Below are 22,142 nucleotides of genomic sequence, written 5' to 3' on the forward strand. Positions count from 1 at the left end.
TTCCTGAAAGAAGGGGGGAAGCTAAGCTTCCCCACGTAGGTGTTGGTTGAGCGAACGGTTATGAGCAAATTTCGTAGCAGGGAATATAGGCGCTGCCGGGCAGCTTCATGCGCTGCTGTGCGACAAAGCCCTGTAGCAGGGTATCCATGCTTTTCATCATCTGGGGGTCGCCATGAATTTTGTACGGCCCACGCTGCTCTATCGCCTGAATACCGACTTCCTTCACATTACCGGCCACAATGCCGGAGAATGCCCGGCGTAGCGCGGCAGCAAGCTCTTCTGCGGGCTGGTTCGGATGCAGGTTGAGATCGGCCATGTTTTCGTGGCTCGGTTCAAAGGGCAGTTGCAAATCGGGTGCAATCCGCAGTGACCAGTTAAAGCTGTAAGCGTCACCTGTATGACGGCGACTCTCTTTCACCAGTGGCATGGCTTTCTTCATCTGACGGGCGACTTCTGCGGCGTCATTAATGATGATCGAATAGTAGCGACGTGCCTGACGGCCTAGCGTGCCAACAATGAATTCATCCAACACGCGGAAATAGTCGGCACTTTCTTCTGGCCCAGTCAGGATGATTGGCAACACCTGTTCGCTGTTCTCTGGGTTCATCATGATGCCCAGTAGATAGAGGAACTCTTCCGCTGTTCCAACGCCGCCAGGGAAAATAATGATGCCATGCCCGATACGAACAAACGCTTCCAGACGCTTTTCGATGTCCGGCATGATGATCAGCTCATTGACCAGCGGGTTCGGCGGTTCGGCGGCAATGATGGATGGTTCGGTCATGCCGATGAAGCGCCCTTCTTTGTAACGCTGCTGTGCGTGGCCGACGGCGGCACCTTTCATTGGTGCTTCCATCGCGCCCGGACCGCAGCCCGTGCAGATATTCAGTTCACGCAGGCCAAGCTGGCTACCCACTTTGCGGGCATACAGATATTCGATCTCATTAATCGAATGACCACCCCAGCAGACCACCATGTTCGGCTCTTCGCCGACGTGGAGCGCCTTGGCATTACGCAGGATAGAAAACACCAGATTGGTGATATGGGCAGAATTTTCCAGATTCAGGTTCTGATAGCGACCTGCGCTGGCGATTTGGCCGTTGACGAACAGAATGTCGCGCAATACGGCGAATAGGTTAGCTTGCAAGGCGCGAATGATGTTGCCATCAACAAAAGCGTCTTCCGGTGGGTTCACCAGTTCCAGTTTAACGCCGCGTTCACGGCGCAGCACGTTGATATCAAAGTCTTCATAACGAGACAGCAGCTCTTTGCTGTTATCTGTCTGGCTACCGGAATTCAGTACGGCGAGGGAACAGTTGCGAAACAAACGGTAGAGGTCGCTGCTGGCCGTGCTTTTCAGCATGTCGACTTCCAACTGCGATAACAAATCCATCGATCCCAATGGGCTGATATGTGTAATCAATTTTGCTCCTTGAAACGCAATATAATCGCGATGCCATGCTGGCTGCCGAGAGCACGATCCGTTGTTGCACGCTCGACGTTTCAGCACCATGGCACGAATGTCATTCATTTAAGCCGCTATGCGAATAAGTTAAATGCAGCACACCTAAATGAAACCTACTTGAGCACCGTTCAGACGTTATGGATCTTTTGTTGTCTGGTATACCACCTTAACGCGCTGCCATCATTTTTTCCAATGTTGACGCCAGTCTTAGGACTAACTTGCGCGACGCTACGCACTATTTCACAAAGACACGTCGATCGTCGGTTAGTTACTGGCGTGGTAGGCGGCCAGTTGGCGCATTAAACGGGGTGTTACTGCGCCACGGGTTGATATCCAGCCCACCGCGTCGGGTATAGCGTGCGTAAACGCTGAGTTTTTCCGGTTGGTAGTAGCGCATGATGTCGTTAAAAATTCGTTCCACACACTGTTCGTGAAATTCGTTATGATGGCGAAATGAAACAATGTAGCGCAGCAGCGCTTCACGATTAATGCGTTTGCCGCGATAGTGAATTTGTACTGAACCCCAGTCGGGTTGATGGGTGATCAAGCAGTTGGATTTCAGTAGGTGGCTGACCAGCGTTTCTTCAACCACAGGGGCATCCTGCTCGTTTGTTGCCAGGTAGTCTGCGCTGAAGTCGTAACTGTCGATCTGAATGTCTTGATCGTCGATGCACTCACCAATGAACCCGGCTAACGGTTGGCCTTCAAGCTCACTGAGTTTGAAAAGCGTAACGCTGACGTCACCCTGTGCACAATGTGCCAGATCGTTGGCTAGTGTTGTGCGTACGCTCTCCCAACTGTCGAATGTCGTCTGGTTAAAGCTGTTCAGGTACAGCTTAAAACTTTTTGACTCAATCAAATTCAGGCTTTCTGCATTAAGGTGCATTTCACCAACGGCCACCTGAGGCACGCCGCGGTTGTTCAGCCAGGAAAGCTCGTAGAGTGTCCAGATATCCCCACCATGAAAGGGCAGGCTATCAGGGTAAATGCCGAGTGGATCGCGGTTCAGGCTACGTGGCACGGGTTGCAGAAGTGCAGCATCATAGTGGTCGTGATAAGGCGTGGGTTTGCCCAGTGTTAGCCCGCTTAGGGCCTGGTGCTTGTCATAAACGGACATGCTGTTACCTTGATGTAATAAGCGTGATGGCGAATAGTGTAACCTGACTAAAAGAGTGATGAGAAAAATTATGGAGCATGAAGTTGTTTCGGCGCTAGCTGCGTTTACCCAGCGTTATGTTGCCTGTTGGCAGCAGGAGAAGGGGCATTTGCCTGCCAGTGAAGCACTTTACGGTATCCCTTCCCCGTGTATTGTCGAAAATCATGAAGATACGGTTTACTGGTCGCCGCAGCCTTTTGTTCCTTCAGCCGCATTGGATGGGGTGGAACGTGCGCTGGAAATCAGTCTGCATCCAGATGTTCACGCTTTCTACACCGCGCAGTATGCCGGGGATATGGCGGCGCAGTTTGATTCACTATCTTGCCAACTGCTGCAAGTGTGGAGTGAAGAGGATTTCACCCGTATGCAGGAGAACCTGATTGGGCATTTGTTAACGCAGAAGCGCCTTAAACTCACGCCGACGCTGTTTTTGGCAACGACGGATTCGGAGATGACAATGGTGTCGCTGTGTAATGTTTCAGGGGAGATCGTTCTGGAAGCGTTCGGCACGAAAAAGCGTCAAATCTTAGCCCCGACGCTGACTGCGTTCCTTTCAGGCCTTAACCCGTTAGCAGTCTAATGGTTAATCGAATTTCACTTTCGGCGTTGTAAGAGATCTCTTACATTTGCTGTAAGAAATGTCTTATCTTTAATGTTGAAAATACGTTTCATTTTTATTTTTTCATTATTAATTAGCGAATTATAATAAAAAACAGCAGTATTGCTTAGGGGGTGTTGAGAAAGATTGTCACTTACCCCTTGCCGAAAGCTGACAATTAATACATCTTATTACTTAAGTTAGTAACCGGTTACAGTGTGTGTAACAGTGACTATCGGTAACAAAATACTGTTACCGCAATCGGATTGTTTTAGGAAGAGACATTGTTTTAGGAAGAAACAGTAGTTTCAGGAAGAAGCGCAGTTTTCAGGAAGAAACACGATTTCAGGATGAAATCAGGGACACCTCCAGGAAGGAGACCGAGAGCCGATTAGGAATGTCGGTGGGGCAGGAGCCTAAAGGGATTGAATCACGGAAGATACAGGATGGAAACGTCAGGAAGAAAGTGGGACGCCAGCAAGGATTGTGGGTCAGGAAGACCAAAAAGGAAAAGTTTTCACGGATGAGCAGGGATGCAAATGTGTAGCGGGATAGCTATAAAACGAACGGGGGGTACTGAGCAATCAGTACCCCCAATTTTTTGCCTGTAAGACAAGTCTTTCCCTCCCTGAACGCATCGATATCGCGCTCATCCAGCAACGGTAGCGGTGATCGGATTTCATTGCTTTGGCGATTGTGAGCGATGGAGCCTGCCTAAGCAAACCGTGTTTAGCATCTGCAAGTTATTCAAAGAGCAAGGTCTGATTGACATCGTTGAAAGCGAACACGATAAGCGAGAAAAGATCCTGACGCTAACCGAGCTGGGGAAAAAACGCACTCAGCCGATTTTGACGCAATCGCAGATATTAAGTGAACGCGCTTTCGGGGCTCTAGGCCAGGAACACACGCAGCAGCTTTTCTCCAATTTAGAGGGATTTTGCAGGGTGTTTGAACAAGAGATGGATAATGCTCCTGGGGCTAGTGAGTAGTCGAATGGCCTTCTTTTACTGGCGATTGGGTCAGGTTGATATCAATGCTATGCTTGCCGCCATTATTGTTGGCTTCAAGGGCGAGAAAGCGCATGAGTAGAGAGAGTCAGGTTCGTCAGTCATTATTCGATATTGAACGCGCATTAAGGGAAAGTCCTTTCTGGCAGGTTGTTCCACCGGAAGATGAGGCGTTTAACAGCACTGAGCCCTTCAGCCTTGATACCATGCGACCAGAAGAATGGTTGCAGTGGGTTTTTTTACCGCGTATGCACGCTTTGTTGGACAGCGATTTAGCGCTGCCTGCCGAGCTGGCTCTGCTTCCCTATTTTGAAGACGCATTAGAAGGCACGCCGGAACAGACTGCGGCGGTTTTTTTGCGTCTCAAGCAGCTCGATGAGCTATTCAACCCTGATATACAGGATGGTGCAGTGCACGATGCTTGAGATTATTTATCAGGATGAGCATCTGGTTGCCGTCAATAAACCCAGCGGTTGGCTCGTCCACCGTAGTTGGTTGGATCGCAAAGAGAAGGTCGTGGTGATGCAGACCGTGCGCGATCAAATTGGTCAGCATGTGTATACCGTTCATCGCCTCGATAGGCCAACATCCGGCGTGTTGTTGCTCGCGCTGTCCAGCGAAGTGGCACGAGCGCTATCCCAGCAGTTTGAATCGCACCAGATGCAGAAAATGTACCATGCTGTGGTGCGCGGCTATGTGCTGGATGACGGCGTAATCGACTATGCGCTTACCGAAGAATTGGACAAGATTGCCGACAAGTTTGCCAATCCTGATAAAGCGCCGCAGCCTGCCGTCACACATTACCGTGCTTTGGCGCAGGTGGAGATGCCAGTTGCCATCGGGCGTTACCCCACAGCACGCTACAGTCTGATGGAGCTGAAGCCACAGACCGGACGCAAGCACCAACTCCGCCGCCATATGACACATATCCACCATCCCATCATCGGCGATACCGCGCACGGCGACCTGCGACACAATCGCGGCATGGAATCGCACTTCTCCTGCGGCAGGCTGATGCTGCATGCCAGCGAGTTGCAACTGAATCATCCCGTGAGCGGGCAGCCATTGACGTTGCAGGCACGCTGGGATGCGCCGTGGCAGGGGGTGATGAGGCAGTTTGGCTGGCAAGGGATTCTCCCTGAATTTGAAGGGGTTGAGTTTCCCACCGAGTCAGGTCAGGATAGCGAGCATTTTGTCGAGTAATATCTGTCGAATTACTATTACTGCCGTATTACTTTTATATACCCTAAATAATTCGAGTTTCAGGAAGGCGGCAAGGGAAGGAATCCCGATGAGCTTACTCAGGTAAGTGATTCGGGTGAGTGAACGCAGCCAACGCACATGCAACTTGAAGTATGACGGGTATATCAAACATATCGAATTAAAAAGGGAGTCAGAAGCATGGCGCAGATTGGTATTTTTGTTGGTACGGTCTACGGGAATGCATTGCTGGTGGCCGAAGAAGCCGAAAATATTCTCAAGGATCGTGGCCACGAGGTTAAGGTCTTTGAAGATGCGACGCTGGAATCCTGGCTGGACTACCGTGAACATGCCGTGTTAGTTGTGACGTCGACGACGGGGCAAGGCCAACTGCCTGATTCTATTGTTCCGCTTTACGCGGCTCTGCGGGACAACGGCGGCTATCAGCCCACGTTGCGCTATGGCGTCATTGCGTTGGGCGACAGCAGCTACCCGAATTTCTGTGCGGGCGGCCATCTTTTCGATGCGTTATTGCAGGAAATAGGTGCTAAGCGCCTGGGCGATGTTTTGGACATTGATGCCGTCGAACACCCTGAGCCAGAAGTTGTTTCATGCCCGTGGGTTGAAGCATGGGCTGATTTGGTTGATGCCTAGTGATATCGGGCTGAGATAAGAAACGGGAGCTCACAAGGCTCCCGTTTTCGTTGCAGCCCGTCATCGCTGTGTGTTCTCGCGGCGATGGCGTTTAGAGACGATCGTGTTTAGCGATTCTTAGTCAATTTCTCTAAATCTGCTTCGATTTCGGTAATTTTGTTGGACACTACGCTTTCCAGATGACGCAGATCGTCGAGGATTTTGCGTTTCAGATCGACTTCAACCTGTTCCTGCTGACAAATCTTGTCTAGTTCATCAATCACATAACGCAGGTTTGGGCTGATCTCGTTGATCTCTTTATAGCCCTGTCCGCTGTTGTCGGCCACGATGGTTTTGCGCTGACGTGGATATTTGAACTTCACGCTTTTAGCAAAAAACTCGCCCTTATCCTTACGGAAATAGATCTTCAGGATGTCGTTGTTCGCTTCCTGACGTAGGCTATAGCGATCGATATCATCGGGATTGGTAATGCCCAGGCTTTTTAGATTGTCATACATAGCGTCACCTTCTCGGTAAAAAAACGGCGGGTTGATTAACCCGCCGTTTCTAGTTTAGTCGATGGAGCGTAATAACTCGTTGATACCCACTTTACCGCGGGTTTTTGCATCCACTTTCTTCACAATGATGGCACAGTACATGCTGTGGCTGCCATCTTTGGACGGCAGGTTGCCGGAAACCACAACGGAACCTGCTGGCACTCGACCATAGTGAATTTCGCCCGTCTCACGATCGTAAATACGGGTGCTTTGGCTGATGAATACGCCCATGGAGATAACAGAACCTTCCTCAACGACAACGCCTTCTACCACTTCAGAACGCGCACCGATGAAGCAGTTGTCTTCAATGATGGTTGGGTTAGCCTGTAACGGCTCCAGAACACCACCGATGCCGACGCCGCCGGACAGGTGAACGTTTTTACCGATCTGAGCACAAGAACCGACGGTTACCCACGTATCAACCATGGTGCCTTCATCGACGTAAGCACCGATGTTGACGTAAGACGGCATTAGCACGGTGTTACGTGCGATATAGGCACCGCGACGCACGCTGGCTGGCGGAGCAACGCGCACGCCTTCACGTTGGAAACGCGCTTCATCATAGTCAGCGAATTTCATTGGCACTTTGTCGAAAAAGCGCGTTTCTCCGCCTTCGATAAGGTGGTTATCGTTAATACGGAAAGAGAGCAGCACGGCTTTCTTCAGCCACTGATGGGTAACCCACTGGCCGTCGATTTTTTCTGCAACGCGCAGGGCGCCGCTATCTAACAGGCTGATGGCCTGATTAACGGCTTCACGCGTGACGGTGTCTGCGTTTGCCGGAGTGATTTCTGCGCGGCGCTCGAAAGCCGTTTCAATGATGTTCTGTAATTGTTGGTGCATCCTGATTTCTCTTTCCTGATTGTAAAAATTAACTCAATGGTACTTTATCGTTTGGGTTAAGGGCTTCTGTCAACCGTTCTTGCAATTTAAGGCGCAAATCCGGCTTCAATGCGCGCCTGTCGCTGTCGGCCAGGATGAAAAGATCCTCTACCCGTTCACCGATTGTCGAAATACGTGCACCATGCAGCGACAGATTAAGATCGGCAAAAATTTCACCGATACGTGCCAGCAGCCCCGGTTGATCGAGTGCGCTGAGCTCCATATAGCTGCGCCTGTCCGTATGCGTTGGCAGGAAGTTGACTTCGGTTGGCACGCTGAAGTGGCGCAGTTTAGGCGACGGCCTACGCACCCGTGGATGTTGGTAGTGTCGGTGGGTTAGCGACTGCTCCAGCGCCTGGCGTATCATTTCATGCCGATCCTGTGCCAGCGGGCTGCCATCTGGCTCCAGCACGATGAATGTGTCCATCGCCATGCCGTCACGGCTGGTAAAAATCTGCGCGTCGTGCACGCTGAGGTTGCGTCTGTCTAACTCGCCAGCGACGGCCGCGAACAGATAAGGTCTGTCTGGGCTCCAGATAAAAATCTCGGTGCCGCCGCGGCTGGCCTGATGGCTGATCAGCACCAGCGGTTTGTTGGTATCATGTTCCAGTAGATGGCGTGCATGCCAGGCAAGCTGATTGGGCGAATGGCGCAGAAAATAATCGGCCCGACAACGGCTCCAGATATGGTGCAACGCCTCTTCGTCAATGTTATCCATACGTAGCAGCGCCAGCGCCTGTAATCGGTGATGCCGGACGCGTTCGCGTAAATCCGGCGTATTTTGCATGCCGCGGCGTAGCTGCTTCTCGGTCGCGAAATAGAGCTCACGCAACAGGCTCTGCTTCCAACTGTTCCACAGCGTTTCATTGGTGGCGCAGATATCCGCAACCGTCAGACTCACCAGATAGCGCAAGCGGGTTTCGCTCTGTACTTCTGTAGCAAATTGCTGAATAACCGTGGGATCTTGAATGTCACGGCGTTGTGCAGTGACGGACATCAGCAGGTGGCAACGTACCAGCCAGGAAACCAACTGGGCTTCACGTGAGTTTAGTCCGTGCAGCGCGGCAAATTCCAACACGTCCTGCGCGCCGAGTTCAGAATGATCGCCCCCACGGCCTTTGGCGATATCATGGAACAGCGCGGCCAGCAGCAATAATTCGGGCTGGGGCAGGCGAGGGTAGAGTTCGACGCACAGCGGATGCTGTGGTCGCGTATCCTCGTCGGCGAAGCTTTCCAGCTTGAGCAGAACGCGGATTGTGTGCTCATCCACCGTATAGGCGTGAAACAGATCGAACTGCATCTGACCGACGATATTTCCCCATAGCGGCATATAGGCCCACAGCACGCTGTGACGATGCATTGGTAGCAGCGCACGACTTACCGCATGCGGATGGCGCAGAATATTCATGAACAGCTGGCGCGCTTCTGGGATGGTGCAAAGCGGGCTGGCGAGATGGCGACGAGCATGGCGCAACTGGCGCAACGTGGTGGAGTAAATGCCGCTGATATCGCGGTTGCGCACCATCAGGTAGAACATGCGCATGATGGCTTCCGGCTTTTTGATAAACAGGTTTTCATCGCGCAGATCTAGCAGATTGCCACGTAGTTGAAATTCATCGTCAATCGGACGAGGTTTTTCACTCGCATCCAACGCCAGTATTGCTTCGTCAAAGAGCTGCAACAGCATTTGGTTCAACTCGCTGACGCGGCGCGTCATGCGGTAGAAATCCTTCATCATGCGCTCTACTGGCGTGTTGCCTTCGCCCTGATATTGCAGCAGCTGTGCGACGTTCAACTGCCTGTCGAACAGCAGCCGGTTGTCGTAACGTGGCAAAATCAGGTGCAGGGCGAAGCGGATGCGCCACAAAAAGCTTTGGCACTCGTTCAGCTCTTTACGTTCCGCTTCGGTTAGAAAGCCGAAGCCCACCATTTCATTGAGCGAGGTCGCGCCGAAGTGGCGTCTCGCGACCCACAGCAGCGTGTGAATGTCGCGTAGCCCGCCCGGACTGCTCTTGATATCGGGCTCCAGATTGTAGCTAGTGCTGTGATAGCGTTGATGGCGCTCCTGCTGTTCGGCAATTTTTGCTGGGAAAAACGTGGAAGATGGCCAAAATTCATCACTGAATACATGTTTTTGCAGCGTGAGGAACAGAGCAACGTCGCCGCATATCATGCGGGATTCGATCAGGTTGGTCGCGACAGAAATGTCTGCTCGTCCTTCCTGTAAGCACTCTTCTAACGTTCTGACGCTATGGCCAACTTCCAGTTTTAAATCCCACAGCAGAGTAATGAATTGGCCGACGCGCTGGGAGTGTTCCTCACTAAGTTCTGTCTGGCTCAATACCAGCACGTCGATATCGGAAAGCGGGTGCAGTTCACCGCGGCCATATCCACCGACGGCGACGAGTGCAGTTTGAGCAATATTTTCAAAACCGTGGAAGTACCACAGCCGCTGCAACAGGCGATCGATGAATAACGTTCTGGCATCAATCAGCTTTTCCGCGCTGACGCCGGAGCGGAATTCTGAACCGAGCCAGAGTTGGAATAGCTCCAACTGCTGTTTCAACGCCTGACAATTTAACATGTCATCGGCGTAGGTCAGCGGTGACGCGGGCAACTGCGCGGGTGCAATGGGATCTATAGGGCTGTTTGATGAGGACGCGTCAGGTGGCGTACTGTCTGGCGAAAAGCGGTTATCTGTCATAGCGCAGCCCATAAAAAAACGCAGAGCGCGTTTTTCAACGTCGCTTGCGACGGCCCGTAGGGGGGCGTGCTTTCTGCACGCCATAAAAAAGCCGGCGTCTGCCGGCTTCGTGTTTACTGTTCATGCGTGATGATGTTGGGGATGGTGTCATCCTTTCGCAACGTCATTATTTCGCAGCCGTTATCGGTTACCACAATAGTATGCTCGTACTGTGCCGACAAGCTACGATCTTTGGTTTTTACCGTCCAGCCGTCTTTCATCGTGCGGATGCGGTAATCACCTGCATTAAGCATAGGTTCGATCGTAAAGGCCATACCTGCCTGCAACACCACGCCGCCGTCATCGGCATCGTAGTGCAGAACCTGAGGCTCTTCGTGGAAGCCCTTGCCAATGCCGTGGCCGCAATACTCACGCACGACGGAGAAGTTGTTCCCTTCGGCAAACTGCTGGATCGCTTTGCCCAAGGTGCGCAGGCGAATACCCGGCTTAACCATCTTCAGCGCCAGATAGAGACTTTCCTGTGTGATACGGCAGAGGCGTTCCCCCAGAATGGTAGGCTTACCTGCGATAAACATTTTTGACGTATCACCGTGGAAGCCGTCTTTGATCACGGTGACGTCGATGTTGACGATATCGCCGTCTTTCAGGATGCGCTCTTCGCTAGGGATACCGTGGCATACCACTTCATTGATGGAAATGCAGACGGATTTCGGGAAACCGTGGTAGCCCAGGCAAGCAGAAATCGCCTGCTGCTTGTTGGTAATGTGATCGTGACAGATTCTGTCCAATTCGGCGGTGCTCACGCCCGGTACGACGTGAGGCTCGATGATTTCCAGGACTTCGGCAGCCAGACGACCAGCTACGCGCATTTTTTCGATGTCTTCAGGGGTTTTGATTGAAATTGCCATTGATAATTGTCCGCAGGTGCCTGTTAAGCACGAAAATTAAGAGCGATAACTAATAACTTATGTTACCAGCCATGCCGCTGGCTTGCCAAATTATCATTCTGATTTGTAGACCATTGAATAACAAATGTTGGTGTCACGGGGGGATTTATGGTATAAAGCGCGCCGATGATCCGGCTGGATAGCGGTTATACGGTATTCAACCACATCGACTAAACTCACTTTGTGTAAATAACACACACATGTCGGCACGTTCGCCGGGGTGCTCCTGAGGTGTTTCACCGGATGGGGTCGGCGCAATGGGACATGTGGAGGCATAACCCCATACTTAATTAATAGAGGTAATCATGGCAACTGTTTCCATGCGCGATATGCTCAAGGCTGGCGTACACTTTGGTCACCAGACCCGTTACTGGAACCCGAAAATGAAGCCATTCATCTTCGGTGCGCGTAACAAAGTTCACATCATCAACCTTGAAAAAACGGTACCAATGTTCAACGACGCTTTGGCTGAGTTGAGCAAAATTGCTTCTCGCAAAGGCAAAATTCTGTTCGTTGGTACTAAGCGCGCAGCAAGCGAAGCGGTAAAAGATGCGGCCAACAACTGCGATCAGTTCTTCGTGAACCATCGTTGGTTGGGCGGTATGCTGACTAACTGGAAAACCGTTCGTCAGTCCATCAAACGTTTGAAAGATCTGGAAACCCAATCTCAAGACGGCACGTTCGACAAGCTGACCAAAAAAGAGGCGCTGATGCGCACTCGTGAACTGGACAAGCTGGAAAACAGCCTGGGCGGTATCAAAGATATGGGCGGTCTGCCAGACGCGCTGTTCGTTATCGACGCCGATCACGAGCACATCGCAATCAAAGAAGCTAACAACCTGGGCATTCCAGTATTCGCAGTGGTTGATACCAACTCCGATCCAGATGGCGTTGACTACATCATCCCTGGTAACGATGACGCAATCCGTGCAGTTAGCCTGTACCTGAGCGCTGTTGCTACTGCTGTCCGCGAAGGCCGTTCTCAAGATCTGGCTGTGCAGGCAGAAGAAGGCTTAGTCGAAGCTGAATAATAAGTCTGGCTCGTCGAGCCCTTATTAACCAGGTAGTACTAGTTTGGTTAGGGGCCTTTTTATGGCCCCTTTTTCACTTTTAAAGCTGTTTGGTCGTGACGACCGGGCAGGACAAATCTTCCGAGGATTTTAGAATGGCTGAAATTACCGCATCCCTGGTAAAAGAGCTGCGTGAGCGTACCGCTGCAGGCATGATGGAGTGTAAGAAAGCGCTGGTTGAAGCTAACGGCGACATCGAGCTGGCAATCGAAAACATGCGTAAATCTGGCGCGATCAAAGCAGCGAAGAAAGCAGGCAACGTGGCTGCTGATGGCGTGATTAAAACTAAGATCGACGGTAACTACGCTGTGATTCTGGAAGTTAACTGCCAGACCGACTTCGTTGCTAAAGATGGTGGTTTCCAGGCGTTTGCTGACAAAGTGCTGGATGCTGCGGTTGCAGGCAAAATCACTGATGTTGACGTGCTGAAAGCACAGTTCGAAGAAGAACGTGTTGCACTGGTTGCCAAAATCGGTGAGAACATCAACATTCGCCGCGTTTCTGCTCTGGAAGGCGAAGTTCTGGGTAACTACCAGCACGGTGCGCGCATCGGTGTTCTGGTTGCTGCTAAAGGCGCTGACGAAGAGCTGGTTAAACACCTGGCTATGCACGTTGCCGCAAGCAAGCCTGAATTCGTTAAGCCAGAAGACGTATCTGCTGAAGTGGTAGAGAAAGAGTACCAGGTTCAGTTGGAAATCGCGATGCAGTCCGGCAAACCGAAAGAAATCGCAGAGAAAATGGTTGAAGGCCGTATGAAGAAATTTACCGGCGAAGTTTCTCTGACTGGCCAGCCTTTCGTTATGGACCCAGCCAAGTCTGTTGGTCAACTGCTGAAAGAGCATAACGCTGACGTGACTAACTTCATCCGTTTCGAAGTGGGTGAAGGTATTGAGAAAGTTGAGACTGATTTTGCTGCTGAAGTTGCAGCAATGAGTAAGCAGTCTTAATAGTAAAAAAAGAGCCGCCAGTTGGCGGTTCCTTTTTATCCAGCCCCAAGAGTTTTAGTCCGCTTGGTTTCCTGCATTCAGATAGGAGCCAAGTGGGACAGTGTTGATTTTATAACCCCCCAATACGACGACAGCCTGTAGGATAAGAACACCATGGCAACCAACGCAAAACCCGTCTATCAACGAATCCTGCTGAAGCTCAGTGGCGAAGCTTTACAGGGAACTGAAGGTTTTGGTATCGATGCGAGCATTCTGGATCGCATGGCTCAGGAAGTGAAAGAACTGGTTGAGTTAGGCATTCAGGTCGGTGTGGTTATCGGTGGTGGTAACCTGTTTCGTGGCGCGGGTCTGGCTAAAGCGGGTATGAACCGCGTTGTGGGCGACCACATGGGAATGCTGGCGACCGTCATGAATGGTCTGGCAATGCGTGATGCGTTGCACCGTGCCTATGTGAACGCTCGCCTGATGTCTGCGATTCCCCTGAATGGCGTCTGTGACAACTACAGCTGGGCGGAAGCGATCAGCCTACTGCGTAATAATCGCGTGGTGATTTTCTCCGCCGGAACTGGTAACCCTTTCTTTACCACGGATTCCGCGGCTTGCCTGCGCGGTATTGAAATTGAAGCGGATGTCGTATTGAAGGCGACAAAAGTCGATGGCGTCTATTCTGCCGATCCGGTACAAGATCCCTCCGCGACAATGTACGAAACGCTAACCTATCAAGATGTGCTAGAACGTGAACTGAAAGTGATGGATCTTGCTGCGTTCACGCTGGCTCGCGATCATAATTTGCCGATCCGCGTTTTCAACATGAACAAGCCTGGCGCACTGCGTCGTGTTGTCATGGGTGAAAAAGAAGGGACGTTAATCAGTCAGTAACTCAAATTATGGGGTAATATATTGTCAGTATTGCTCCATACGCCAGCCGAGCGCTGGTATTAATTATTCACCGGGTCATGTAATGACATGGTCCGCCAGGCAACCAGTTTTCAAGGGTTCACAACGTGACTAATGAAATCAGAAAAGATGCTGAAACGCGCATGGACAAATGTGTTGAAGCGTTCAAAAATCAGATCAGCAAAATCCGTACTGGCCGTGCATCGCCGAGTATTCTTGATGGCATCCAGGTTGAATACTATGGCAGCGCAACGCCACTGCGTCAGCTTGCTAACGTTGTCGTAGAAGATTCTCGCACGCTGGCGATTACCGTATTTGATCGTTCACTGGGTCCAGCGGTCGAGAAAGCGATCATGGCCTCCGATCTCGGTCTGAATCCGTCTTCTGCTGGTACTGTAATCCGCGTTCCGTTGCCACCGTTGACGGAAGAACGTCGTAAAGATCTGATCAAAGTCGTTCGTGGTGAAGCAGAACAGGGGCGTATCTCCGTACGTAACGTGCGCCGTGATGCTAACGACAAACTGAAAGCGCTGCTGAAAGATAAAGCGATCAGTGAAGATGAAGAACGTCGCGCTCAGGACGATGTGCAGAAACTGACTGATAACTTCATTAAGAAAGTAGACGTCGCGCTGGCAGAAAAAGAAGCAGAGCTGATGGAATTCTAATCAGTCTGCTAGATAGTGCGTCGCAGGAAACCTATGGGCTGGTCCCTTTTTTCGGCGGCGCTTTATTTTTATACTCGTCGTTCTTCACGTTGCATGTGCGTTGGCCGCGTTCAGCCACCCGAATCACTTACTTGAGTAAGCTCATCGGGATGCCTTCTCTAGCCGCGTTATTCGGCCTTATGGCCTCACCCCTACGGGGGCAGCGCAAGCGCTGTTCAAAAACGCTTTGCCGTTTTTGTCCTGAAACATGAATTATTTAGAGTATTACAATGGTTATACAAGGAATGGGTGAAGGCTAGCCCCTCTGGGCAGTAAACAATTTTTTGCTATGTATATGCCTGCAACGATCGTGACTGTGATCAATCGCAGAGATATATCATGGTAATCGTCTCAGACTCGTGTACCTTCCTGTCATCAAATCCGGTTATTCAGAGCATTTTTAATGAAGCAACTGACAATTCTTGGTTCCACTGGCTCTATTGGCGTCAGTTCTCTGGCGGTGATTAAAGCCAATCCCGATAAATTTGCTGTACGCGCGCTATCCGCTGGGTACAACGTCAAGCTGATGGTGGAACAATGCCTCTCTTTCCAACCCGCCTATGCCTCAATGGCAGATGAAGCTTCTGCGATTGCTCTGCGCCAGCAGTTGGCGGAATACGGTTGCAAAACAGAGGTTTTGGCTGGGGAACAAGCGGCGTGTGATCTTGCTGCATTGGAGGGTGTCGATCAGGTCATGGCCGCGATTGTGGGTGCCGCTGGGCTATTACCGACATTGGCTGCAATCCATGCTGGAAAGCAGGTGTTGTTGGCAAATAAAGAATCACTTGTTACCTGCGGACGCCTCTTTATGGATGCCGTAGCACAAAGTGGTGCGCAGCTTTTACCGATTGATAGCGAACATAATGCGATTTTTCAGAGTTTGCCTGAGCAAATTCAACGCCAATTAGGTTACGCTTCATTGTCGCAGCATGGGGTCGAACGTATTATTTTGACCGGTTCTGGTGGGCCTTTTCGTGAAACATCAGTGTCGGCGCTGGCGGACATGACGCCGGATCAGGCGTGTGCGCATCCAAACTGGTCAATGGGGCGCAAAATTTCGGTTGATTCTGCCACGATGATGAACAAAGGGCTGGAGTATATCGAAGCGCGCTGGCTGTTTAATGCCTCTGCCGAACAGATGGAAGTGATTATTCATCCGCAGTCGGTCATTCATTCTATGGTGCGTTACCGTGATGGCAGCGTTCTGGCGCAGTTGGGCTCGCCCGATATGCGTACGCCGATTGCCCATGCAATGGCTTATCCTGAACGTGTGACGTCGGGCGTAAAATCGTTAGATTTTTGCCAAATTGGTGCGCTGACATTTTTAGCACCGGACTATGCGCGCTATCCTTGTTTACAGCTGGCGATTGATGCCTGTAATCATGGTCAGTCGGCCACCACGGCATTGAACGCAGCAAATGAAATTGCGGTGGCGGCATTTTTGCAGTCGCAGATACGCTTTACGGATATCGCGGCGGTAAATCGCCATGTTATTGAACAGCTTACATTGCCAGAGCCCGGCAGCGTTGATGATGTTCTGTTCATCGACAACTGGGCCCGACAGGTCGCAACACAGACTCTGACACATTACGCGCGATAGCCCGGATAGACCCGTGGCACGATTTGTTCATGTGCGGTTGAGGTGGTATAGTCTGCGCCACTCAATGGTTGATTATGCGAAATGCGTTTAATCGACTGTGATGCTAAGCCGTGATCGTTCACGGCTTTTTTTGCGCTAACGGGGTCTGATGTTACGGAAGGACTGTTGTATTTCTTGCTTGAGGAAATAAGTACGCGTTATGCCGTCCGATAATCAAAAAAATACTCACGATCTGCCACCCGCCGTGCCGCGGCATGTTGCTATCATCATGGATGGCAATGGTCGCTGGGCGAAAAGCCGGGGGAAAATGCGGATTTTTGGTCACAAGGCTGGTGTAAAGGCTGTGCGGCGTTCCGTTAGTTTCGCCGTGAGCCAAGGGCTTGACGCACTGACACTTTATGCATTTAGCAGTGAAAACTGGAACCGCCCAGCGCAGGAAGTCTCCGCACTCATGGAACTGTTTGTTCGGGCGCTGGACAGTGAAGTGAAAAGCCTGCACAAGCACAATGTCCGCCTGCGGGTGATTGGCGATATCGGCCGCTTCAGCCCGCGTTTACAAGAGCGAATCCGTCGTTCAGAGACGCTGACAGAAAAGAATCAGGGGCTCACACTCAATATTGCCGCGAATTATGGCGGCCGTTGGGATATTATTCAGGGAGTACGGCAACTTGCAGAGCAGGTGCAGGAAGGTATTCTTCGCCCTGATAGCATTAATGAAGCGTCATTATGTCAGTACATCTGTCTGAATGATCTGGCTCCGGTTGATTTGGTGATCAGAACCGGTGGAGAACACCGCATCAGTAATTTTCTTCTGTGGCAAATTGCTTATGCTGAACTTTACTTTACTGATGTCCTCTGGCCTGATTTCGATGAACAAGTCTTTGAAGGTGCGCTGAATGCTTTTGCACAACGCGAGCGCCGCTTCGGGGGAACAACACCTATCGATGCTGATGCATCCTAGGGGGAACTTTTGCTGAAGTATCGCCTGATTACTGCTTTTATTTTGATCCCGATTGTTATTGCTGCACTGTTCTTGCTGCCGCCTCTGGGGTTCACGCTTGTTACGCTGGCTGTTTGTATGCTGGCTGCATGGGAATGGGGGCAACTGGCGGGTTTTGCCTCTTATGGTCAACGCCTGTGGCTCGCGATCTTGTGTGGTTTCTTGCTGGCGCTGATGCTGTTATCGCTTCCGGCCTACCATTATTCTGTCCATATTCCGCAAATCAGTATTGCACTCTGGTCATCACTGGCGTGGTGGGGTGTTGCGCTGTTTTTGGTTCTGTTTTATCCGGCTTCTGCCTCATTTTGGCGCCATTCACGCGCATTGCGGCTGGTGTTCGGCATCATGACGATCGTGCCGTTTTTTTGGGGTATGGTCGCGCTTCGCCATTACAATTACGCGATTAATCCCTTCGCGGGTGCCTGGTGGCTGCTGTACGTGATGCTGTTGGTATGGGGAGCAGATAGCGGTGCCTACATGTTCGGCAAACTGTTTGGCAAGCGTAAGCTCGCGCCAAAAGTCTCGCCGGGCAAAACCTGGGAAGGCTTTCTCGGCGGTCTGGCAACCTCAGCGCTCATCTCTTTGCTGTTCAGCCTCTATGCGCCGTTAACGGTAGCGCCAGCAACGTTGTTGATTTGTTCTATCGCCGCTGCGCTGGCCTCGGTGCTGGGTGATTTGACGGAAAGTATGTTCAAACGCGAGGCGGGCATCAAAGACAGTAGCCATTTGATTCCGGGGCATGGTGGCGTGCTCGATCGTATCGACAGCCTGACAGCTGCGGTTCCTGTGTTCTCTTGCCTGATGCTGCTGCTGTTTAAAGTGGCTTAGAATAAAGCGGTAGAGCTATTTATGTTGAGTTTTTTCTGGAATCTTGCCGCGTTTATCATCGCACTGGGTGTGCTTGTCACCGTTCATGAATTTGGACATTTCTGGGTGGCGCGACGCTGTGGTGTGAAGGTGGAGCGCTTCTCCGTCGGTTTCGGTCGCGCACTATGGCGTCGCCGCGATCGTACCGGTACGGAATTTGTGATTGCGCTGATCCCGCTTGGCGGCTATGTGAAGATGCTGGATGAGCGTGTTGACACGGTAGCGCCAGAATTCCGCCATCAATCCTTTAACAGCAAAACGGTCTGGCAGCGTGCAGCTATCGTCAGTGCGGGTCCGATTGCCAATTTCCTGTTTGCCATTGTGGCGTACTGGCTGGTGTTCATTCTCGGCGTGCCGGGCGTGCGTCCAGTCGTAGGTGAAATACTGCCCAACTCCATCGCAGCGCAAGCGGAAATGTCGGCAGGAATGGAACTAAAATCCGTTGATGGTATCGAAACGCCTGATTGGGATACCGCGCGTCTGGCGATGATTGGTAAAATCGGTAACAGCGATGTCGTGATCGAAACCGCACCTTTAGGTTCTGACCGTATCGTCCAGAAAACCCTGGATTTACGCGAATGGCAGTTTGAGCCAGATAAGCAAGATCCAGCGGCCTCGCTCGGGATTATCCCACGCGGTCCGCAAATCGAACCGGTACTGAATCAGGTGCAGGCTGGGTCGGCGGCGGAAAAAGCAGGTTTGCAAGTCAGAGATAGGATCGTTAAAGTCGACGGGCAAGCTTTAGCGCATTGGCGTGATTTTGTCATCGCCGTGCGTGATAACCCCGGACAATCTATCGCGCTGGAGGTGGAACGAAATGGCGCAATAGTGCCGTTAACGTTAACGCCAGACAGCAAGTCTGTGGGAAATGGCAAAGTTGAAGGGTTGGCCGGTGTTATGCCCAGCGTGACGCCGCTGCCCGAAGAATACAGGACTGTGCGCCAGTATGGGCCGTTCAGCGCTGTCTATCAGGCAACAGATAAAACCTGGCAACTGATGAAGTTGACCGTCAGTATGTTAGGCAAACTGGTTATGGGTGATGTTAAGCTGAACAACCTGAGTGGTCCCATTTCGATTGCTCAGGGTGCAGGAATGTCAGCAGATTATGGATTGATTTATTACCTGATGTTTTTGGCCTTAATCAGCGTCAATTTAGGGATCATCAATCTGTTTCCTCTGCCGGTATTGGATGGTGGACACCTGCTCTTTCTTGCGGTTGAAAAGCTGAAGGGTAGGCCGGTTTCTGAGCGTGTGCAGGACATTAGCTATCGTATTGGCACAGTATTGCTGATGTTGTTAATGGGACTCGCACTTTTCAATGATTTCTCTCGTCTCTAGGCGCGGGATTAGGTTAGGAAAAACGCATAACAACGATGGCGATCAAAAAGTTGCTCATAGCGTCGCTGCTGTTTAGCAGCGCAACCGTATACGGTGCAGACGGGTTCGTAGTGAAGGACATTCATTTCGAGGGCCTGCAAAGGGTTGCCGTCGGGGCGGCACTACTCAGTATGCCTGTCCGCGTTGGCGATACCATCGGTGACGATGATATCGGTAACACCATCCGTGCCTTGTTTGCGACCGGAAATTTTGAAGATGTTCGCGTCCTGCGCGATGGCGAAACGCTGATTGTGCAGGTGAAAGAACGTCCGACAATCGCCAGCGTCACGTTTTCCGGCAATAAGTCAGTCAAAGACGACATGCTGAAAGAAAACCTGGAAGCGTCGGGCGTTCGCGTTGGTGAAGCGTTAGACCGCACCGCGCTCACCAGCATCGAGAAGGGACTGGAAGATTTCTACTACAGCGTGGGTAAGTACAGTGCGTCGGTGAAAGCCGTTGTTACGCCACTGCCGCGTAACCGCGTAGACCTGAAGCTGGTCTTCACTGAAGGCGTGTCAGCCCAAATTCAACAGATTAATATTGTCGGTAACAAAGCGTTCAGTTCCGACGAATTGATCTCTCGTTTCCAACTGCGTGATGAAGTGCCGTGGTGGAACGTGGTGGGCGATCGTAAATACCAGAAACAAAAACTGTCTGGCGATCTCGAAACCCTGCGCAGTTTCTATCTGGATCGCGGCTATGCACGTTTCAACATTGACTCCACTCAGGTAAGTTTGACGCCAGATAAAAAAGGTATCTATATCACCGTCAATATGACAGAAGGCGAGCAGTACAAGCTGTCTGGTGTCTCGGTGAAAGGTAATCTGGCTGGTCACTCTGCGGAAATCGAAGGGCTGACGAAAATCGAACCGGGTGAACTCTACAACGGGACAAAAGTGACCCGCATGGAAGAGGACATCAAGAAGCTGCTGGGTCGTTATGGCTATGCCTATCCGCGTGTAGTAACACAGCCGGAAATTAATGACTCAGACAAGACGGTGAGATTAAACATCAACGTTGATGCAGGTAACCGCTTCTATGTGCGTCATGTGCGCTTTGACGGCAACGACACGTCTAAAGATTCTGTTCTGCGCCGGGAAATGCGCCAGATGGAAGGTGCCTGGTTAGGTAACGATCTGGTTGAGCAGGGTAAAGAACGTCTAAACCGACTGGGATACTTTGAAAGCGTTGATGTAGAAACGCAGCGTGTTCCCGGTGTGGCCGATCAGGTTGATGTGACGTATAAAGTCAAAGAGCGTAATACGGGTACATTTAACTTTGGTGTCGGCTTCGGTACGGAAAGCGGCGTGAGCTTCCAGGCTGGGGTTCAGCAGGACAACTGGCTGGGAACGGGTAACTCCGTTGGCATCAGCGGGACTAAAAACGACTACCAGACGTATGTCGAACTGTCACTGACCGACCCGTACTTTACCGTTGATGGCGTTAGCCTCGGTGGCCGTGTCTTCTATAACAAGTTTGAGGCGTCTGACGCCGATCTGTCTGACTACACCAACGTGAGCTATGGCGTTGGCAGCACCTTGGGCTTCCCGATTAACGAGAATAACTCACTGCGTGTCGGTCTGGATTATGTGCATAACGACCTGTCGGATATGAGACCGCAGGTAGCGATGTGGCGTTATCTGGATTCCGTGGGGGTCAATCCAGAGGTTGTTGCTGGTACTAACAATAAATCGAGTGCAGATTTCAAAGCGAACGATTTCTTCCTGAATACTGGATGGTCGTATAACAATCTGGACCGTGGTTACTTCCCAACCAAAGGAACGCGTGCGTCTGCGAATGCCAAGATCGCCGTGCCGGGTTCGGACAATGAATACTACAAACTGACGTTTGATTCGGCGAGTTACTATCCGTTAACCGACAGCGGTAAATGGGTGGTAATGGGCCGTACGCGTGCAGGTTTTGCCGATGGCATCGGGAGTAAAGAAGTGCCGTTCTACGACAACTTCTATGCCGGTGGGTCGAGCACGGTGCGTGGCTTCCAGTCGAATACGATTGGTCCTAAAGCGGCATATTACAACTGTGCTGTGGGGGCAACGTCGTATTCCGGTTGTCCGATTGATAAAACCAATCTGGATGATGCCGTGGGCGGTAACGCGATGGCGGTGCTGAGTGCGGAGCTGATCGTGCCGACGCCGTTTATCAGTGATAAATACGCGAGCTCCGTGCGTACTTCCTTCTTTGTGGACGGCGGTACGGTATGGGATACCAACTGGAAAAATACGCAAGCAACGATTGATGCAGGCGTGCCGGATTATAGCAAGGCGAGCAACTTCCGTGTTTCCAGCGGTATCGCGTTGCAATGGATGTCTCCGCTTGGGCCATTGGTCTTCTCCTATGCCCAGCCGGTTAAAAAGTACGATGGAGACAAGTCGGAACAATTCCAGTTTAACATTGGCAAAACCTGGTAGTGTGACGTCCATAGGTCGTATGCAGGGAATGTTGCATCGCTGTTCACTGGTGTGAATGCTAGAAATACCGTTCACGCCATAGCGCGATGCCCATCATTAAAG

At 51.3% G+C, this 22,142-nt stretch carries 21 protein-coding genes; 15 read left to right on the top strand and 6 right to left on the bottom strand.

The window, feature by feature from the left end; all coding sequences use genetic code 11:
- Nucleotides 1-58 precede the first annotated feature (58 nt).
- Complete coding sequence (gene ppnN / locus EDI29_RS00460) at nucleotides 59-1,423, bottom strand: nucleotide 5'-monophosphate nucleosidase PpnN (RefSeq protein ID WP_107171152.1); 1,365 nt, start codon at nucleotides 1,421-1,423, stop codon at nucleotides 59-61.
- Between the two features lie 310 nt (nucleotides 1,424-1,733).
- Nucleotides 1,734-2,582 (bottom strand): NADPH-dependent 7-cyano-7-deazaguanine reductase QueF, encoded by an 849-nt coding sequence (gene queF, locus EDI29_RS00465; RefSeq protein ID WP_137739281.1) that lies wholly within the window; start codon nucleotides 2,580-2,582, stop codon nucleotides 1,734-1,736.
- Nucleotides 2,583-2,652: 70 nt separating this feature from the next.
- On the opposite strand from queF, the gene syd reads away from it, so the two are divergent.
- The 6 genes from syd (at nucleotide 2,653) to EDI29_RS00495 (ending at nucleotide 6,080) form a co-directional block, all read left to right on the top strand.
- Nucleotides 2,653-3,201 (top strand): SecY-interacting protein, encoded by a 549-nt coding sequence (gene syd, locus EDI29_RS00470; RefSeq protein ID WP_137739282.1) that lies wholly within the window; start codon nucleotides 2,653-2,655, stop codon nucleotides 3,199-3,201.
- A 686-nt stretch (nucleotides 3,202-3,887) separates the two neighbouring features.
- Nucleotides 3,888-4,208, top strand: a complete 321-nt coding sequence (locus EDI29_RS23150; RefSeq protein WP_338325758.1) for a MarR family transcriptional regulator — start codon at nucleotides 3,888-3,890, stop codon at nucleotides 4,206-4,208.
- On the top strand, nucleotides 4,186-4,308 hold the full coding sequence (locus EDI29_RS23105) for a hypothetical protein (protein ID WP_273855646.1): 123 nt from the start codon (nucleotides 4,186-4,188) through the stop codon (nucleotides 4,306-4,308). The genes EDI29_RS23150 and EDI29_RS23105 overlap by 23 nt, the downstream gene beginning before the upstream one ends.
- Entirely contained in the window at nucleotides 4,301-4,651 is a 351-nt protein-coding gene (locus tag EDI29_RS00480) for a YqcC family protein (RefSeq protein ID WP_137739283.1), read from the top strand. Before EDI29_RS23105 ends, EDI29_RS00480 begins: the two co-directional genes overlap by 8 nt.
- Nucleotides 4,644-5,429: a tRNA pseudouridine(65) synthase TruC gene (gene truC, locus EDI29_RS00485; RefSeq protein ID WP_137739284.1), complete on the top strand. Its 786-nt coding sequence runs from the start codon at nucleotides 4,644-4,646 to the stop codon at nucleotides 5,427-5,429. The genes EDI29_RS00480 and truC overlap by 8 nt, the downstream gene beginning before the upstream one ends.
- Before the next feature lie 198 nt (nucleotides 5,430-5,627).
- The gene (locus EDI29_RS00495; RefSeq protein ID WP_137739286.1) at nucleotides 5,628-6,080 is read left to right on the top strand and encodes a flavodoxin; all 453 of its coding nucleotides are present in this window, start codon (nucleotides 5,628-5,630) and stop codon (nucleotides 6,078-6,080) included.
- Between the two features lie 107 nt (nucleotides 6,081-6,187).
- Here the strand turns inward: EDI29_RS00495 and EDI29_RS00500 are convergent, their stop codons facing one another.
- From EDI29_RS00500 to map, 4 genes are all read right to left on the bottom strand, one after another.
- Complete coding sequence (locus EDI29_RS00500; protein ID WP_010284811.1) at nucleotides 6,188-6,577, bottom strand: DUF3461 family protein; 390 nt, start codon at nucleotides 6,575-6,577, stop codon at nucleotides 6,188-6,190.
- 54 nt (nucleotides 6,578-6,631) lie between these two features.
- Nucleotides 6,632-7,459 carry a 2,3,4,5-tetrahydropyridine-2,6-dicarboxylate N-succinyltransferase gene (dapD, locus tag EDI29_RS00505; protein ID WP_005975903.1) on the bottom strand — a complete coding sequence of 276 codons (828 nt, stop codon included), beginning with the start codon at nucleotides 7,457-7,459 and terminating at the stop codon, nucleotides 6,632-6,634.
- A 28-nt stretch (nucleotides 7,460-7,487) separates the two neighbouring features.
- The gene (glnD, locus tag EDI29_RS00510; RefSeq protein WP_137739287.1) at nucleotides 7,488-10,202 is read right to left on the bottom strand and encodes a bifunctional uridylyltransferase/uridylyl-removing protein GlnD; all 2,715 of its coding nucleotides are present in this window, start codon (nucleotides 10,200-10,202) and stop codon (nucleotides 7,488-7,490) included.
- A gap of 113 nt (nucleotides 10,203-10,315) precedes the next feature.
- A complete protein-coding gene (gene map, locus EDI29_RS00515) occupies nucleotides 10,316-11,110 on the bottom strand; it encodes a type I methionyl aminopeptidase (RefSeq protein WP_107168763.1) in 795 nt (264 codons plus the stop codon).
- Nucleotides 11,111-11,454: 344 nt separating this feature from the next.
- Here map and rpsB point away from each other — a divergent pair, with 344 nt between their 5' ends.
- From rpsB to bamA, 9 genes are all read left to right on the top strand, one after another.
- Nucleotides 11,455-12,180, top strand: a complete 726-nt coding sequence (gene rpsB / locus EDI29_RS00520; RefSeq protein WP_010284816.1) for a 30S ribosomal protein S2 — start codon at nucleotides 11,455-11,457, stop codon at nucleotides 12,178-12,180.
- A gap of 134 nt (nucleotides 12,181-12,314) precedes the next feature.
- On the top strand, nucleotides 12,315-13,166 hold the full coding sequence (gene tsf, locus EDI29_RS00525) for a translation elongation factor Ts (RefSeq protein WP_010296401.1): 852 nt from the start codon (nucleotides 12,315-12,317) through the stop codon (nucleotides 13,164-13,166).
- Between the two features lie 153 nt (nucleotides 13,167-13,319).
- Entirely contained in the window at nucleotides 13,320-14,045 is a 726-nt protein-coding gene (gene pyrH, locus EDI29_RS00530; protein ID WP_005975910.1) for a UMP kinase, read from the top strand.
- Between the two features lie 125 nt (nucleotides 14,046-14,170).
- Nucleotides 14,171-14,728 carry a ribosome recycling factor gene (gene frr / locus EDI29_RS00535; protein ID WP_137739288.1) on the top strand — a complete coding sequence of 186 codons (558 nt, stop codon included), beginning with the start codon at nucleotides 14,171-14,173 and terminating at the stop codon, nucleotides 14,726-14,728.
- A gap of 442 nt (nucleotides 14,729-15,170) precedes the next feature.
- The gene (gene ispC, locus EDI29_RS00540) at nucleotides 15,171-16,367 is read left to right on the top strand and encodes a 1-deoxy-D-xylulose-5-phosphate reductoisomerase (RefSeq protein ID WP_137739289.1); all 1,197 of its coding nucleotides are present in this window, start codon (nucleotides 15,171-15,173) and stop codon (nucleotides 16,365-16,367) included.
- Nucleotides 16,368-16,566: 199 nt separating this feature from the next.
- On the top strand, nucleotides 16,567-17,328 hold the full coding sequence (gene ispU / locus EDI29_RS00545) for a (2E,6E)-farnesyl-diphosphate-specific ditrans,polycis-undecaprenyl-diphosphate synthase (protein WP_107168767.1): 762 nt from the start codon (nucleotides 16,567-16,569) through the stop codon (nucleotides 17,326-17,328).
- Nucleotides 17,329-17,337: 9 nt separating this feature from the next.
- Nucleotides 17,338-18,195: a phosphatidate cytidylyltransferase gene (gene cdsA, locus EDI29_RS00550; RefSeq protein ID WP_137739290.1), complete on the top strand. Its 858-nt coding sequence runs from the start codon at nucleotides 17,338-17,340 to the stop codon at nucleotides 18,193-18,195.
- A 21-nt stretch (nucleotides 18,196-18,216) separates the two neighbouring features.
- Nucleotides 18,217-19,572 carry a sigma E protease regulator RseP gene (gene rseP, locus EDI29_RS00555; protein WP_137739291.1) on the top strand — a complete coding sequence of 452 codons (1,356 nt, stop codon included), beginning with the start codon at nucleotides 18,217-18,219 and terminating at the stop codon, nucleotides 19,570-19,572.
- A 35-nt stretch (nucleotides 19,573-19,607) separates the two neighbouring features.
- A complete protein-coding gene (bamA, locus tag EDI29_RS00560; RefSeq protein ID WP_137739292.1) occupies nucleotides 19,608-22,040 on the top strand; it encodes an outer membrane protein assembly factor BamA in 2,433 nt (810 codons plus the stop codon).
- Nucleotides 22,041-22,142 lie beyond the last annotated feature (102 nt).

Origin of the sequence: Pectobacterium polonicum (assembly GCF_005497185.1) — a bacterium.
GTDB classification, from domain to species: domain Bacteria; phylum Pseudomonadota; class Gammaproteobacteria; order Enterobacterales; family Enterobacteriaceae; genus Pectobacterium; species Pectobacterium polonicum.

Bases quoted from the DNA above. Each gene is read 5' to 3' on its own strand.
- EDI29_RS23105 (WP_273855646.1), top strand. From the start codon at position 4,186: ATGCTCCTGGGGCTAGTGAGTAGTCGAATGGCCTTCTTTTACTGGCGA.
- rseP (WP_137739291.1), top strand. From the start codon at position 18,217: ATGTTGAGTTTTTTCTGGAATCTTGCCGCGTTTATCATCGCACTGGGT.
- rpsB (WP_010284816.1), top strand. From the start codon at position 11,455: ATGGCAACTGTTTCCATGCGCGATATGCTCAAGGCTGGCGTACACTTT.
- truC (WP_137739284.1), top strand. From the start codon at position 4,644: ATGCTTGAGATTATTTATCAGGATGAGCATCTGGTTGCCGTCAATAAA.
- tsf (WP_010296401.1), top strand. From the start codon at position 12,315: ATGGCTGAAATTACCGCATCCCTGGTAAAAGAGCTGCGTGAGCGTACC.
- syd (WP_137739282.1), top strand. From the start codon at position 2,653: ATGGAGCATGAAGTTGTTTCGGCGCTAGCTGCGTTTACCCAGCGTTAT.
- EDI29_RS00495 (WP_137739286.1), top strand. From the start codon at position 5,628: ATGGCGCAGATTGGTATTTTTGTTGGTACGGTCTACGGGAATGCATTG.
- queF (WP_137739281.1), bottom strand. From the start codon at position 2,582: ATGTCCGTTTATGACAAGCACCAGGCCCTAAGCGGGCTAACACTGGGC.
- ispC (WP_137739289.1), top strand. From the start codon at position 15,171: ATGAAGCAACTGACAATTCTTGGTTCCACTGGCTCTATTGGCGTCAGT.
- map (WP_107168763.1), bottom strand. From the start codon at position 11,110: ATGGCAATTTCAATCAAAACCCCTGAAGACATCGAAAAAATGCGCGTA.
- dapD (WP_005975903.1), bottom strand. From the start codon at position 7,459: ATGCACCAACAATTACAGAACATCATTGAAACGGCTTTCGAGCGCCGC.
- pyrH (WP_005975910.1), top strand. From the start codon at position 13,320: ATGGCAACCAACGCAAAACCCGTCTATCAACGAATCCTGCTGAAGCTC.
- EDI29_RS00480 (WP_137739283.1), top strand. From the start codon at position 4,301: ATGAGTAGAGAGAGTCAGGTTCGTCAGTCATTATTCGATATTGAACGC.
- bamA (WP_137739292.1), top strand. From the start codon at position 19,608: ATGGCGATCAAAAAGTTGCTCATAGCGTCGCTGCTGTTTAGCAGCGCA.
- ispU (WP_107168767.1), top strand. From the start codon at position 16,567: ATGCCGTCCGATAATCAAAAAAATACTCACGATCTGCCACCCGCCGTG.
- EDI29_RS00500 (WP_010284811.1), bottom strand. From the start codon at position 6,577: ATGTATGACAATCTAAAAAGCCTGGGCATTACCAATCCCGATGATATC.
- glnD (WP_137739287.1), bottom strand. From the start codon at position 10,202: ATGACAGATAACCGCTTTTCGCCAGACAGTACGCCACCTGACGCGTCC.